Raw genomic sequence first — 15,588 nt, 5'->3', positions numbered from 1 at the left:
ACTTTATCTCAACCTATAGTCTGATTTTAAACAGACGCCATCATTTTCAGTCCACATAAAATCTTATTTTATAACAAAAAAAGACTGCTGCCTGAAAAGACAACAGTCTTAAAAATTTAAATCTATTTCACATACTCTTTAACTAGCGCTTCGACTTCTTCCATCGTATCGCATTCTTTCAACGCTTTGTCAGCTAATTCAGCCATGTCAGTCGTTGTTAGACGTTTCATCAAGCTGCGTGTTCTAAGAATAGATGTTGCACTCATAGAGAACTCATCTAATCCCATACCCATTAATAATGGTACAGCAGTTTGGTCGCCGGCCATTTCGCCGCACATACCAGCCCATTTGCCTTCAGCGTGCGCTGCGTCAATCACGTTTTTGATCAAACGTAGGATTGATGGGTTGTATGGTTGGTACAAGTATGAAACGCGTTCGTTCATACGGTCAGCAGCCATAGTGTATTGGATCAAGTCGTTTGTTCCAACACTGAAGAAATCTACTTCTTTAGCAAACTTGTCAGCTAGAACAGCCGCGGCAGGGATTTCGATCATGATTCCGACTTGGATCGTGTCAGAAACCTTCACGCCTTCTTTGATCAATTTTTCTTTTTCTTCTTCGTACATTTTCTTCGCTGCACGGAATTCTTTCAATGTAGCCACCATTGGGAACATGATACGTAGATTTCCGTGTACAGAAGCACGTAATAAAGCACGTAATTGTGTACGGAACATACCATCACCTAGTTCAGACAAGCTGATACGTAATGCACGGTAGCCCAAGAATGGGTTCATTTCGTGAGGTAATGTCAAGTATGGTAATTCTTTGTCTCCACCGATGTCCATTGTACGAACAACGACTGGTTTGTCGCCCATGCCTTCTAAAACGGCTTTATAAGCTTCAAATTGATCGTCTTCTGTTGGAAAATCTGAAGAATCCATGTACAAGAATTCAGTACGATATAAGCCGATCGCTTCAGCGCCATTATTGTGAACACCTTCAAGATCTTTTGGTGTACCGATATTTGCTGCTAATTCAAAATGCTTGCCATCAGCGGTAACTGTTTCAGCATCTTTTAGTTTTTCCCATTCTGCTTTTTGCGTCGCGTATGCTTCGCCAGCTTGTTTATATTCAGCTGCTTGCTCGTCAGTTGGGTTTACAATTGTTTCACCAGTGATACCGTTAACCGCAAGTACGTCGCCTTCTTTGGCTTTTGAAGTAATTTCTTTTGTACCAACAATTGCTGGAATCTCTAATGATCGTGCCATGATTGCTGAGTGAGACGTACGTCCGCCAATATCAGTAACAAAAGCTTTTACAAAGTTTTTATCTAATTGTGCTGTATCACTTGGAGTCAAGTCATGCGCCACAACGACAACTTCTTCATCGATCATTGATGGATCAGGTAAAGACACGCCTAATAGATGTGCCATTACACGTTTTGTAACGTCACGAATATCTGCTGCACGTTCTTGCATATAAGCGTTATCATCCATCGCCTCGAACATGCCGATATACATATCAGTAACTTCTTTAAGCGAACTTTCAGCGTTCACTTTATTATCTTGAATATGTTGTTTGATTTGACCAATCATTTCTGGATCTGAAAGAACCATTAAATGAGCATCAAAAACTTGTGCTTCTTCTTCACCTAAGCTTTTCGCTGCTTTATCCCGAATTTTTTCTAATTCAGCAGAAGAAGCCGCCAAAGCGTCGTCTAAACGCTTTTCTTCGGCAGCAATGTCTTCTACATTATTTTGTTTGAAAGATAAATCCGGTTGTACTAGCAGATAAGCTTTCGCAACGGCAACTCCGTCACTTGCGGCAATACCTTTTAGTAGTTCAACCATTATTCAGATAATCCTTCCTTTTTCATTGTTTCTACAATAGCTTCCATTGCTTCTTTTTCATCAGCACCTTCAGCAGAGATAACAACGTCAGACCCTTGGCCAACACCTAGAGACATAACGCCCATGATTGATTTAAGGTTAACTGATTTTCCTTTATACTCTAAGTTAATATCAGAGTTAAATTTGCTTGCAGCTTGCACTAATAAAGTTGCAGGACGTGCATGAATCCCTGTTTCTGCTACTACGTGAAAATCTTTTTTTTCCATATTGACCGTTCTCCTTTATAAAAAAAAATGTTTTTTTATGTTAGGGCTTTAGTAATAACATACATCATTTTGAGCCCTTCATTTTCTTAGATTACCATTTTTTTGCAGTGGATACAACAATTTTAGTCGAATTATTCTTGTGAAATGTATGCCCTTTCTTAAAATATCTAGTTTAATGGAGCTAGTTATTGATTTAGTTTGTTTTCATATTTTTTTCCATAACAACAACTTAGTACAAATATGCAAAACCAATCATCTTTTAGCACTCTCGTGGTTAGTTTGCTAATTTTTGAAACAAACTGTTTGCTTTTCTTAAAAATCTCGCTATAATTATTCTTAAGGTCAGTGAAAGTCAAACAACTGATCAGCGTATCTTTTTACGAGATTCGCTTACTCGATGTACAATGGAAGAAACAATCAACTATTGAAAGGGTGAAAAATATGCTTTGCCAAAATTGTCACGAAAATGAAGCAACGATTCATTTATACGCAAATGTCAATGGACAACGAAAGCAGTTGGATTATTGTCAAAGTTGCTATCAAAAATTAAAGAATCAAGCTGGAGGTGCGCCGCAAATGGCAGGAAATGATCCTTTTGGTTTTGGAAGTCTAGATGATTTGTTCCGCTCAATGTCACAGCAAATGCAACAACGACAAGGAGCAGCAGATCAAACACCACCAACGCAGTTCGGTGGTGGAAATGGTATAAACAATCAACCCCCTCGCGGAAATGGCGGTGGCGGGCTATTAGATGAGTATGGTATCAATATTACTGGTCAAGCTCGTGAAGGAAATATTGATCCGGTTGTAGGACGTGATGATGAAATTCAACGCGTCATCGAAATTTTAAATCGTCGTACGAAAAATAATCCGGTTCTAATTGGAGAACCCGGTGTTGGTAAAACAGCAGTTGTGGAAGGTCTGGCTCAAAAAATCGTAGATGGCGACGTTCCACAAAAGCTAATGGATAAGGAAGTTATTCGTTTAGATGTCGCTTCTCTTGTTCAAGGTACAGGGATTCGCGGACAATTTGAAGAACGGATGCAAAAGCTGATCGAAGAAATTCGTCAGGCAGAAAATATTATTCTTTTCATTGATGAAGTTCACGAAATCGTAGGTGCTGGTGCTGCTGGTGACGGCAACATGGATGCTGGTAATATTTTGAAGCCAGCATTGGCTCGAGGTGAGCTGCAGATGGTTGGTGCCACAACTTTAAATGAATACCGCATCATTGAAAAGGACGCAGCTTTAGAGCGTCGGATGCAGCCGGTTCGTGTTGAAGAACCTTCTGTCCAAGAAACAATTGAAATTTTGAAGGGCCTGCAGCCTCGCTATGAAGATTATCATCATGTGAAATATACCGATGAAGCCATCAAAGCTGCTGCTGAACTTTCGAATCGTTATATCCAAGATCGCTTCTTACCTGATAAGGCGATTGATTTATTAGATGAGACCGGTTCGAAGAAAAACCTAACAATCCAAATCGTTGATCCAAAAACGATTGATAAGAAATTAGCAGAAGCCGAACAGCAAAAATCGCAAGCTTCTAAAGAAGAGGATTTTGAAAAGGCGGCTTATTACCGTGATCAAATCAATAAACTGCAAAAAATGAAAGACCGTCAGTTGACTGATGAAGAAACACCGATAATTACCGAAAAGGATATGGAAAAAATCGTTGAAAAACGGACCGGTATTCCTGTTGGTGAATTAAAAGAAAAGGAACAAACACAGTTGAAGAATCTCGCTGTCGATTTGAAGCAGCATGTTATCGGGCAAGATGAAGCTGTCGACAAAGTAGCCAAAGCAATTCGCCGTAATCGGGTTGGTTTAAATAAGAAAAACCGGCCAATTGGTTCCTTCTTGTTTGTTGGACCCACAGGTGTTGGTAAAACAGAACTAGCTCGTCAATTAGCTGAAGAGCTGTTTGGATCAAGCGATTCTATGATTCGTTTCGATATGAGTGAATACATGGAAAAACACAGCGTCTCTAAATTGATTGGTTCGCCCCCAGGCTATGTTGGGTATGAAGAAGCTGGTCAATTGACGGAACAAGTTCGTCGCCATCCATATAGTTTGATTTTGCTGGATGAAATTGAAAAAGCTCATCCAGATGTGCTGCACATGTTCTTGCAAATTCTTGATGACGGTCGCTTGACTGATTCACAAGGTCGTACGGTCAGCTTTAAGGATACAATTATCATCATGACTAGTAACGCAGGTACTGGTAAAATCGAAGCCAATGTTGGTTTTGGTGCGGCAAGAGAAGGAATTACACGCTCTGTTCTTGGTCAGTTAAAAGATTTCTTTGCACCAGAATTCTTAAACCGTTTTGACGGTATCATTGAATTTAGTCCATTATCAAAAGAAAACTTAATGAACATTGTTTCCTTGATGCTGGATGATGTTAATGATATGTTGGCTTCGCAAAAACTTCATATTGATGTTCCAAGTAATGTGAAGGAAAAGTTAGTTGACCTAGGCTATGATCCTGCTATGGGAGCCCGTCCTCTTCGTCGGACAATCCAAGAAAATATTGAGGATGGTATCGCAGAATTCTATCTCGATCACCCTACTATTACAGATCTCAAAGCCAAACTTGATAAAGAGGATCATATCGTCATTACATCAAAGCCGGAGCGCTTAGCAAAAGAAGATAAAGACTAGTAAAAAAAGATTCCCGTTTAAAACTTAAAACGGGAATCTTTTTTATGGATCTATCATTTAAATCTTCTAATTAAAATGAGCAACATCCTTCTTTTTTCTTAATCTTTCTTATATAATTACATTATGAAGTAAGGTTAAGGAAGAAGGTGTTTCGGATGAAACTTATCAACGTCACGAACAGCCATTCACAGATGGTTTATAATCAGTTGGAGAACACTGATGCAAATATGATAAAGGTCTATACGATCGGTAATACTACCGTAATTTATACCGATGCCTATAAACATGCGGAGATTGTTTTAAAGAATGACAATCGAAACATCCAGCCATCGGAAGTAGATTTTGTACATAAATATTTCAAACGAAAACTGGATGAAGATACTTACGATTTCACCAATATCTCTTATTTAGAGTCACCTGGTTTAATTGAAATGTCAATAACAAAAAATAGTTGAAGCCGAAATAGCTTCAACTATTTTTTTTATTTATCTTTTTAGCAATGATTGGTAATTGGACAATTCCTACAAAAGCCATAACTTCAATCCACTGAACGACTGGTACTCCAGCCCCGGTATAAATCATCATAAACATGTCTTTTCGCTCCGGTGCCCATGAACAAAACCATGAAACACCGATCAAGAAAATCAAATACGACAATACTAGACCCAAAAGTATCAGCAGCATTCCTCGAAAGGTTTTTAATTGCGCTTTTGAAAAAAGACTTCCTATTAAAATAATCAAAAAGCCTAAAGCGCAAAATCCTAACCAAACCGGTGTGATATCGCGATAAAGCTGGATAATACGATTAGAAATTTTTGCGGATTTCACAACTTTGGGTGATTCAGTTAGCGGAAGATTGATATCTTGCCAATTCTCTTTAAACGAATGCTTTAGTAGTTTTTCTGCTTTTCCTACATCCTCTTTCGGCCCCAGTGTTACGTCTGCTCCCTGGCTATAGTTTTTATAAAAAACATTATAGTCAAATCCGCTTTTCATAAACTCACCAACTAGCGGCAAGTCTTTTCTTAACTTTCCGTCGCCAGTAGCCGTTAAATAAATCTCTTTCTTTTGCTTCAATTGTCCCTTTCTATAGGCTGACGACAATTCCGAATCCACTTTTGACCAGAACTCTTCGGTCTTCTTCCCATCCTTATAGTAACCAGCCTGTGCCGCTGCATCGCGCAATGCCCAAAAAATGATATCACCTGCAATATCTTCCCCACCGCTCCAAGGGCTTCCCTTATAGATCCACTCAATATTTTTCGCAATTGATTTAAGTGCGGGTGAAACAGCTTCAGCTTTCTCCAAGGCCTTTTTTGAGACCCAAACTTTGCTATTTTTTTCATTCAGCTCTGTTCCATCATCCATTCGAATCAGCTGCTTTGAAACATTCCCAAAAGCACCACTCGTTCGATCATTGACTAATGCAACCCCATAATGCTCTTGATTCATATTCTTCAACACTTTAACAGTTGAGAAGAGCAGGACAAATGGCAAGAAGCACAAAATCAATTTGACGACTTGTTGCTTAGTAAAATGAATCTTTTTTATAGCTGTTCGAATATTTTTCAATTTGAAATTCGGATTATTTTCAAAAATAACCGAGCCAAAGATAATCACCAAACCTACAGTCAGTATTGGAAAAAGCCATAATGAGTCTTCCCGTATATACCAGTAAAAAGGAAAGATTAATGATAATCCGCCACTCCATAAAATAAATGGTCGCAACTTCCCATTCCGTCTAAAATACAGGCCTATGAGACAAGAAATTACCAATAATACTGCCGGAACGACGAGTGTATTCCGATAGATTCTCGTACTATACTCACTTGTTAAAGTGACTGGCGAGTACAAAAAGAATGTGTAGATGAAAATTAAAATCCAACGATTATGGACGAGCGGCCGTAAAGCTATGGCAGCGATCGAACTGGCTAGGATATTAAAGATTCCCAAAAACACTCCATAGGATAGATGAAGCTTATTGCTCCAAACCATAAAAAGGGAGTAGGAAACGCCTTTAGACAATGTTGTTGTCGAATATTCCCCCAGCCAATTTCCTTTTAGAATCTCCTCACTATAGCGAATGAATAATTGATCATCATAACCGGCAAATAGATTGGTAAAATAGGGAGCTTTGGCACTCAATACTAAGCGAAACACTGTCAAACCAATCAAAACAACTAATACAAGCAAATTGATCGGCTGTTTGAGCTTTTTTAAACTATTCCCTGTGTCACTTTTTAGTGTTTGCATCAAAGGTCCTTTCTTTGCTTTTTACATCAAGCTCTTCAATTCAACTTCTGGGTATTTATCGGCAAACCAGCGCATTGCAAATTGATTTTCAAATAAGAACAACGGTTGGTCAAAGCGGTCTTTCGCCAAGATGTTTCGGCTTGAACTCATTCGCTCGTCCAGCTGTTCTGGGTCAATCCAGCGGGCAATTTTATTCCCCATCGGCGTCATCACGACTTCGGCGTTATACTCATTTAACATACGATGTTGGAAGACCTCAAATTGCAGTTGGCCCACGGCACCGATAATGTACTCATCCGCTAAATACGTTTTATATAATTGGATCGCCCCTTCTTGAACCAATTGATAAATCCCTTTATGGAAGGATTTTTGCTTCATTACATTTTTTGCAGTTACTTTCATAAACAGCTCAGGAGTAAAGGAAGGCAATTCTTCATAGGCAACCTTTAGTTTTCCTTCATAAATAGTATCCCCGATTTGATAGTTTCCTGTATCATAAACTCCAATAATGTCGCCTGCAACAGCTTCTTCAACATTTTCACGAGCATCCGCCATAAATTGTGTCACATTGCTTAATTTCATCTTTTTGCTCGTTCGCCCCAACGTGATATCCATTCCCCGCTCGAAGGTTCCCGAACATACACGGACAAAAGCGATTCGGTCGCGATGATTTGGATTCATATTTGCTTGAATTTTGAAAACAAAGCCAGAAAACTCTTCTTCGTAAGGAGAAACAGCTTCTCCTTCTTCCGTTTTATGCGCATGTGGTTTTGGTGCTAGATCTACAAATGACTCTAAAAATGTTTCAACACCAAAATTTGTCAATGCCGAGCCAAAGAATACAGGCGTTTGGGCACCACGCTCAATTTTTTCTAAGTTGAATTGATCCCCTGCTTCGCGAACCAATTCCACTTCTCCTAAAACATCCTCATAAATTGATTTTTCTTTTAAGGGATGATCGCCTATGATTTCGCCATTAGTTAATTTGACAAACCGTTCACCTTCATATTGCTCAGGTCGATAGAACTCAATACGTTCGTTATGGATATCATAAATTCCTTCTAGCCCTTTACCCATACCGATCGGCCAGTTCATTGGATAAGATTCAATATCCAATAGTTCCTCCAGCTCTTCCAATAAATCTAATGGTTCACGGCCATCACGGTCCAATTTATTGATAAAGGTAAAGATTGGAATCCCTCGACGCTTTACAACTTGAAACAGTTTTTTAGTTTGTGCTTCAATCCCTTTAGCGCTATCAATGACCATTACAGCACTATCCACTGCCATCAATGTACGATAGGTATCTTCAGAAAAGTCTTCGTGTCCAGGTGTGTCCAGAATATTTACTCGTTTTCCATCAAAGTCAAATTGCATTACAGAACTCGTTACCGAGATTCCACGCTGCTTTTCAATATCCATCCAGTCAGATTTTGCAAAATTTCCTGTCTTTTTTCCTTTAACGGTTCCAGCTTGTCGAATAGCTCCGCCAAATAATAATAATTGTTCAGTAATCGTCGTTTTACCAGCATCCGGGTGGGAAATAATCGCAAATGTCCGACGACTGTCCACTTGCTGTTTTAAATTAGGATTGTTCATTCTATTGCTCCATTCATATATCTAGTATCTTTCAAATTTCAACCCAATCAGTATAGCATGGATTTTACTCTGTTGGAAAGTTGAATCGCTCTGACAGTTGTTTAGTTTTTCATAAAAAATCCAATCAAAAGTTCAAATATAGAGTGTTTTACTACTCACTCTAAAGTGTGTAGTAGAATTGACAAAAAGAAAACACTCTGCAAAGCAGAATGTTTTCTAAATAGGCAGTATTAGCGACGTGGTTCGTCATCATCGAAATCTTTCGTAAACAGGCGGCGTTCTTCTTCAGGCTCAGCATTTACATGCTCCTCGGGATGAAATATCGCCCGCAGTGTTAAGACTCGAGAACCTTCCATTTCCTCAGAAATCAGAGTCAAGTCATCCACATCGAAAGAAAGCTTTTCTCCTTCATCAGGAATCGTTCCTAAGGCAGTGATCAAATAGCCGGCCATTGTGTCGACATCGCTCATGTGCAAGTTCAAATCAAACTCTTCATTAAAGTCATCAATCAACATCTTCCCATTAATCAGATACTCATTATCTCCGACTTTTTCGTAAAGCTTTTCGACTTCATCTGATTCATCATCGATTTCTCCAACGATTTCTTCTAGCAGATCCTCTAAGGTAACCAATCCAACCATGCCGCCATATTCGTCAAGTAAAATCGACATTTGATTTTGTGTTTTTTTCAATTCATAAAGAAGGTCATCAATAAAGATCGTCTCTGGTACAAATAATGGCTCCTGCAAAATCTTTTGCAGATTGACATTCTCAAAGCCAAACTGACGAGCTGCTTTTAGCAAAGTCTTCGTATGTAGAATTCCCACGACTTTATCTTTATCTTCATCATACACTGGAATTCTTGAGTAGCTTTCGCTTAATATCTCATCAATATTTTCTAATACTGGATCATTAATATCAATCATGAAGGAGTCCGTTCGAGGAACCATGACTTCTCGAGCTACTTTAGTATCCAATGAAAAGACACCCTGCAGCATCTCGATTTCATCGTTGTCCAGTACGCCTTCATTTTCTAACATATATCGCATTTCATCACGAGTCATCTTCGTGTCTTCATCATCAAACGTCATTGGCGTGATTTTTGCCAACAGATTGGTCGAAGCTGTCAACAGCCAAACGAAAGGCTTTGTAATTATTCCTAGTTTGCGTACCACACCAGAAGTAAACTGGGCTACTTCTTCAGTCTTGGTCATAGCAATCCGTTTAGGGTATAATTCTCCAAATACAATCGAAACGTAAGTCAATAGCAGCATGACGATCGCAGCAGCAATTGTCCTTGCAGCCGAGCCACCACCTAATAGCGGTGCTACGCGGGCAGATAAACTATCCGCCAAGGATGCCCCTGACAAGATATTGACTAAAGTAATCCCAACTTGAATCGTTGATAAGAAATTATTGGGGCTTTGAATGACCTCCAGTAATTTTTTCGATTTCAGGTTCCCTTCTTCTGCCTTTTGCTCCACTCGGTTTTTATTGACCGATACCACCGCAATTTCAGCCGCAGCTAAAAATCCGTTGATTAACGTCAAAATTACTAATAAACCTAATTGTAAAATTAACGACTGACTATCGGGGTCAGCATTCATAATTGCATTCGCTCCTTAATTTAAAGTGTAAAAAAAGTGGCACAAAGGCCACGATAAAATCGTATCACATCACTTGTTTTTATGCAATCTTTTCCGAATCAAGAGCAGCCGCTTATTTTAAAAACTCCTGTTCTCGTTCTTCTTGCTTGCTTTGCTTCATTATTTTTACAATAAAAACAACTAGTGTCCGTAAAATGGCATAGACTGGTACACCAAGAAAGACACCTAAAATTCCAGAAAGATTGCCTGCTACTAATAAGATCAAAATGATCGTCAATGGATGAATATTCAATGATTTTCCGATCACGTTCGGATAGATCACATTTCCATCGACTTGCTGTACGATCAAAACTATCACGATACACAACAATGCTTTCGTCGGTGAATCAAAAAATGTGTAAATTAACGCAGGTGCCAAACCTAGGTAAGGTCCTAAGTAAGGAATTAAATTTGTTAAGCCCGCGATTACACCAAATAGGAACGCATAATCAACACCAATCAGCAAATAGCCTAAAAAGGTGAATGTTCCAACAAACAGGCATTCAATTGCTTGACCGCTGATATAATCAGACAGCGTCTTATTTAGCTGCTGCAAGAGACCTTTGATATTGTCTCGCTGCTTTTCTGGAAAAATCCGTTCGATATTAGGAACAAGCTTTTCGCCGTCCTTCAGCATATAGAATAAAATGAAGGGCACGGTGACCAATAGTAAAACGACCGTTGTAATCTTCCCAATGACAGAGCCTAAACCATTCGTCACTCCCGTTAAGGAGCGCTGAAGAATACTTCCAGCGGAAACATCTAGATTACTGATATATTTATCAACATCCAGTTCCTTAAACAACGGAAAACGTGTTGCATTATTCGCAGCTTCCTGCAGCCAGCTTTGCATATTGCTGATAAATCCAGGAATGTTTTTCGCCAGCGAAACCAGCTGTTCCACTAAATTCGGTATGACACTCATAAAAATCAATACGATCATGCCAATCAATAAAATAAAGATTAAGGCAATGGCCATTAAACGTTTTACGCCCATCTTCATCAATAAATTGACTAATGGATTTAATAAATAATACAAAAAGCCGGCAATCAAGATTGGGGCAAACAAAGTGGTAAAGAATGTGCCAATCGGTTGAAAGACAAAATCAATTTTTGATGAAACTAGAATCAATGTTGCAATGATCAGGATTTCGATTGACCAAAACATTAATTTTGAATTCTTAATTTTTTCAAACATCCGTCTACTCCTTTTTTCAGATTTAGTTTATAGTATACATCATGTGAAGAAAAATCCCCTTGAGGAAGGTGTCATTATGAAAATTTTAATCACTAAAGATACGATGAGCGACATTTATCTCGATGCCGTTCGAATCCGTCAAAAAGTCTTTGTTCAAGAACAAGGCGTTCCTGCCAAGCTAGAAATCGATGAAAAGGAAGCCTATTCTGTACACTTCGTTCTTTACACTGATGAAAAAAAGCCGGCAGCTACCGTGCGGCTGTTACCACTCGATGAGCAGACGTTTAAATTGCAACGCATGGCGGTTTTGAAAGAATATCGGGGAAACAAGCTCGGGGCAGAAATTATTAAAGAAGCAGAAGCTTTTGCTAGTCAGCAAGGATTCAAAGCAATCGAACTAGGCGCCCAATTATCAGCTGAAAAATTCTATCAAAAGCTAGGTTATACTGCCTATGGCGAGGTGTTTCAAGATGCTGGGATCGATCATGTACATATGAAAAAAGGACTGTAAAATCTTTTTAATAATATCTAAATTGCAGTAATTATGCATAAATAAAGCTTGTATAACAGTTTTAGATGAAAAGTGACTAGGGAAAAAAGAAGAACATAAAGAGACTATGATAAGGTTGGCTCTATAATATTTGGTGTTGTTACTCAAAAATGAGTAGGAACACCCTTTTCTTTTTATAATACAAAAAGACACTTGGTTGTCCTATAATTAAATCGCCAAACCAAACCATAGGAGGTCAACCAAATGTCCGTAACTAAGAATATCAAACTTAAAGATGAAAATACAGATAAAGCCATCAAATTGTTGCTAAATATCAAAGATTCTCATATCTCGTTTCCTAAAGATGCGATAAATAAGGAACGCATCCGCGGTAAATCTGCGAACGTATTTACGGGGACACTGTCCTACGAACCGCCTCACTGTGAACTTTGCGGCTTTGATTCTGTGATTCGTCATGGCTGGAAAGACAGCTGGATTCAGATGCTTCCTTATCAGGAAGTACCAACGTATCTTCATTTATATAAACAACGGTTTCTCTGCAGGCATTGTTTTCATACTTTTTCTGCCAAAACGTATTATGTCGCTGAAAACTGCTATATTTCTCAAGCATTGAAATTTGCGATCGCCGTTGATCTAAAGAAAAAAATCTCCATGAAAGATATTGCCGAACGCTATTCTGTTTCTTCGAAAACGGTTGAGCGGGTACTGGACACTTTTTTTAAGGAGCCGAAAAGAAACCCTGAGTACTTACCAAAGCATCTTTTGATCGATGAATTTAAGGGAACCAAGGACTGTGAAGGGGCTATGTGTTTTATCATCAGTGACGCGGATACCGGGAAAATCTTCGATATTCTAGATGATCGTCGGAATTTCAAGTTAAGAGCGTACTTTCAACGTTTTTCTTTCAAAGCGAGACGTCGAGTCACACACGTTGTCATGGATATGAATGCTTCTTACGGCATTGTGACGAAAGAAGTGTTTCCCAATGCACGGATTTCAATCGACCGTTTTCATGTCATTCAACAGCTGACTCGCGCTTTAAACAAACAACGCATTCAAGCGATGAACCAATTGAAAAAGAGTGATTCGCAAGCACAAAAAGACTATCGGAAACTAAAAAAGTACTGGCGCACCGTCTTGAAGAAAAATTCCAAACTAAACTATCAATCATTGAAACAATTTCCACTATTCAAACAGAAATATCTAACAGAATCGGAGGTTTTAGATTATCTGCTTTCCGTTGATCCACAGCTTCGTCAAAGTTATGACATCTACCAGAATTTGTTAAGTGCCTTTGATGCGAAAGATTTTAACAGCTTTTTTGACTTGATCGATTCCTTGCCTCAGTCATTAAACGCTGGTTTTAAAAAAGCCGTGACCTATCTTAATAAACATCGAACGGCGATCATTCATGCCTTGAAGTATCCGTATTCCAATGGCAAGTTGGAGGGGAAAAACAATCTGATCAAAGTCATTAAGCGCATTGCTTTTGGCTTCAGGACTTTCCGTCATCTCCGTAAGCGAGTGCTGATCCAACAGAATCTCTGTGACATCATTTAATAACTCAAAAAAAGGAAACGCCGAAGCGTCTCCTTAAAGTGATTTGATTGAAACAACACTATTTGACTTAGAACCATAAGGTTCCCATAAAGTCGGAAACCTTATCATAGTCTCTTTTTTTCTAAAATCTATATCAATTTCTTTAGATAAAATCATTTGTGTTAATCTATCTAAAAAATCAATTTTCATTAACCTCGACAGTAGTTTCTACATAGTTACTTTTCGTCAAAGGATGATAAATACCTATATTGATACTGCTAATATCTTTAGGACGAATATCTCCGATAGGAGAAGAAAAAATATATTTTCCATCGACTGAAAGTTGGTTATTTAGCGATGTATCAGCATTGAATCGAGTTTCTGTTGTAGATGAACCTCGTTTCCAATTAACATGAATAAATAGAATAAAGTCGTCTGATGAATATTCTTTTAATAAACTTTTATCGAAAGTGAAATTTATACTATAAGCATTAATAGTACGTTCATCAGGAAAAATATTTAATGCCTTTAATCGAATACGCTTACCAAATGAACGATTTAAAGAAATTTGTTCAGAATTCACAAGCTTCTTATTGCTATAATCAAAGCTAAAATCTTTGTTGAATGGAACAATGGATGTCGATGCTTTAACACCATATAATCCATTCAGATCACCTTGAAACATGTCTATGCTATCAGAAGGATTGTATAATTTGCCAACATAATAATTTGGAATATAGATTTCCTTTTGATTATGCTTTTTTCCATCTAGGATGGCTTGTTCTCTTATTTGAAACTGTCCCTGCAACGAAATTACGCTCTTAGTAGCAAAATAATAAGTTAATATGAATGGAAAACAAAGTAAAATTACAAGATAGAAAATACTTCTTTTATAAATCGGAACCTCAATATATGATAAATCAAACATAAAGAAAGCTAGAGAAATTAGAAATAAAATTAAGGAACCATTTAATGAACGAAGAGCAACCGGAAATACATATGAGCCGCCAAACGCAGCATTTGCAATAATTGCAGAAAAGAAGAAAATTAAACAATAAATCAAATTGTTTTTCCGTGGTAATTGATGTTTAAAAAAATAAATAAACCCTATTAATATGAATGTAACAAATACCCAAGAGAAACTTTTAAAAGTATCAATAAACCAAGGAGATGAGAAATAGTTCCATAATCTTTGGAATACTGATAATTCTCGCGAAATCTGAAAAGCAGGATTTTGTAGTCTTTCATGCTGTCCTGGTGAAAGAAGCAATGCCAACATTCCAACAACAGTAAATGGTAACCCTATAAGAAAGACTTTCTTATTTCTTTCAATTAATAAAAACACCAACGTGAGTAAAACTACCACTATAGAAGTATTTTCATTAGAATTTCCTGCTAATATTCCAAGTATTGCAACTCCAGGTATATGCAAAAAATTTGAATTTCTATCTTTCAAGAAAAAAATTAGCGTAAAATAGGCGACTATGAAAAAGTTAGTTAGAATATAATTTGTAAAGCCAACTGTCCAAAATGATGTTTGGCCTAAATTAGGGTTTGCAATCCAATATAGCAGGAATATGACTACAAAATTTTTAGAGTTATATATAAATTTTTTCTCCAAAACTGAAGGTAGTTGAGATATCAATGTAATCAAGCTTATCCAAATAGCGGCTTTTAAAAAAATATAAATAAATGGTGGAAGCTGTAATAAAATTAATGACGATACATCAGCTACTATTCGTCCAGACCAATTCATGTAACGCCATGTCATACTAGACCATTTAGAATTATTAACAACATAAAGAGTATCATCACTTGAAATAGGGGTAAAAACTTGTGGAATCAACACTATAATAAAAGCAACAGCAAGAAAGAAAAAAAAGAGCACCTTTTTATTGTACTTGATTTTATTATGTTTTTTAGTATAATTTCTTTTTGAATTTTCCAAAATAAACGCTCCTAATTTACTTATTCTATTTTTTAGTTTAACAAAGAAATAATTCAAAACCAACTGAATATTAAAAACTATATGACATAGTTCTCTTCATTTCCTTAGTATTGT

Annotated in this window: 11 protein-coding genes; 4 read left to right on the top strand and 7 right to left on the bottom strand. The window is 37.6% G+C overall.

The window, feature by feature from the left end; translation table 11 throughout:
* Positions 1–122 precede the first annotated feature (122 nt).
* Both ptsP and IGI67_RS00935 read right to left on the bottom strand, forming a co-directional pair.
* Complete coding sequence (gene ptsP, locus IGI67_RS00940) at positions 123–1,850, bottom strand: phosphoenolpyruvate--protein phosphotransferase (RefSeq protein WP_429956465.1); 1,728 nt, start codon at positions 1,848–1,850, stop codon at positions 123–125.
* Positions 1,850–2,116: a phosphocarrier protein HPr gene (locus IGI67_RS00935; protein ID WP_010745997.1), complete on the bottom strand. Its 267-nt coding sequence runs from the start codon at positions 2,114–2,116 to the stop codon at positions 1,850–1,852. The genes ptsP and IGI67_RS00935 overlap by 1 nt, the downstream gene beginning before the upstream one ends.
* A 441-nt stretch (positions 2,117–2,557) precedes the next feature.
* Between IGI67_RS00935 and IGI67_RS00930 the strand changes: the two genes are divergently transcribed.
* Both IGI67_RS00930 and IGI67_RS00925 read left to right on the top strand, forming a co-directional pair.
* Positions 2,558–4,780 (top strand): ATP-dependent Clp protease ATP-binding subunit, encoded by a 2,223-nt coding sequence (locus IGI67_RS00930; RefSeq protein ID WP_207109803.1) that lies wholly within the window; start codon positions 2,558–2,560, stop codon positions 4,778–4,780.
* A gap of 155 nt (positions 4,781–4,935) precedes the next feature.
* A complete protein-coding gene (locus tag IGI67_RS00925) occupies positions 4,936–5,235 on the top strand; it encodes a DUF1827 family protein (protein WP_207109802.1) in 300 nt (99 codons plus the stop codon).
* Positions 5,236–5,248: 13 nt separating this feature from the next.
* Here the strand turns inward: IGI67_RS00925 and IGI67_RS00920 are convergent, their stop codons facing one another.
* The 4 genes from IGI67_RS00920 to IGI67_RS00905 all read right to left on the bottom strand — a co-directional run bounded on the left by IGI67_RS00920 (position 5,249) and on the right by IGI67_RS00905 (position 11,476).
* Positions 5,249–7,033, bottom strand: coding sequence for a hypothetical protein (locus IGI67_RS00920; protein WP_429956464.1), 1,785 nt, complete (start codon positions 7,031–7,033; stop codon positions 5,249–5,251).
* Between the two features lie 21 nt (positions 7,034–7,054).
* A complete protein-coding gene (locus IGI67_RS00915) occupies positions 7,055–8,632 on the bottom strand; it encodes a peptide chain release factor 3 (RefSeq protein WP_429956463.1) in 1,578 nt (525 codons plus the stop codon).
* Between the two features lie 230 nt (positions 8,633–8,862).
* Positions 8,863–10,239 carry a hemolysin family protein gene (locus IGI67_RS00910; protein WP_207109799.1) on the bottom strand — a complete coding sequence of 459 codons (1,377 nt, stop codon included), beginning with the start codon at positions 10,237–10,239 and terminating at the stop codon, positions 8,863–8,865.
* 112 nt (positions 10,240–10,351) lie between these two features.
* A complete protein-coding gene (locus tag IGI67_RS00905) occupies positions 10,352–11,476 on the bottom strand; it encodes an AI-2E family transporter (protein WP_207109798.1) in 1,125 nt (374 codons plus the stop codon).
* Between the two features lie 76 nt (positions 11,477–11,552).
* Between IGI67_RS00905 and IGI67_RS00900 the strand changes: the two genes are divergently transcribed.
* Both IGI67_RS00900 and IGI67_RS00895 read left to right on the top strand, forming a co-directional pair.
* Positions 11,553–11,987, top strand: coding sequence for a GNAT family N-acetyltransferase (locus IGI67_RS00900; protein WP_429956462.1), 435 nt, complete (start codon positions 11,553–11,555; stop codon positions 11,985–11,987).
* 243 nt (positions 11,988–12,230) lie between these two features.
* Entirely contained in the window at positions 12,231–13,547 is a 1,317-nt protein-coding gene (locus tag IGI67_RS00895; protein ID WP_429956461.1) for an ISL3 family transposase, read from the top strand.
* Between the two features lie 178 nt (positions 13,548–13,725).
* On the opposite strand, the gene IGI67_RS00890 is transcribed toward IGI67_RS00895, so the two are convergent.
* Positions 13,726–15,474 (bottom strand): DUF6056 family protein, encoded by a 1,749-nt coding sequence (locus IGI67_RS00890; protein ID WP_429956460.1) that lies wholly within the window; start codon positions 15,472–15,474, stop codon positions 13,726–13,728.
* Positions 15,475–15,588 lie beyond the last annotated feature (114 nt).

It is taken from the genome of Enterococcus sp. AZ196, from assembly GCF_050498845.1.
GTDB lineage: Bacteria > Bacillota > Bacilli > Lactobacillales > Enterococcaceae > Enterococcus_A > Enterococcus_A murrayae.
This window is presented reverse-complemented; position numbering and strand designations above follow the sequence as displayed.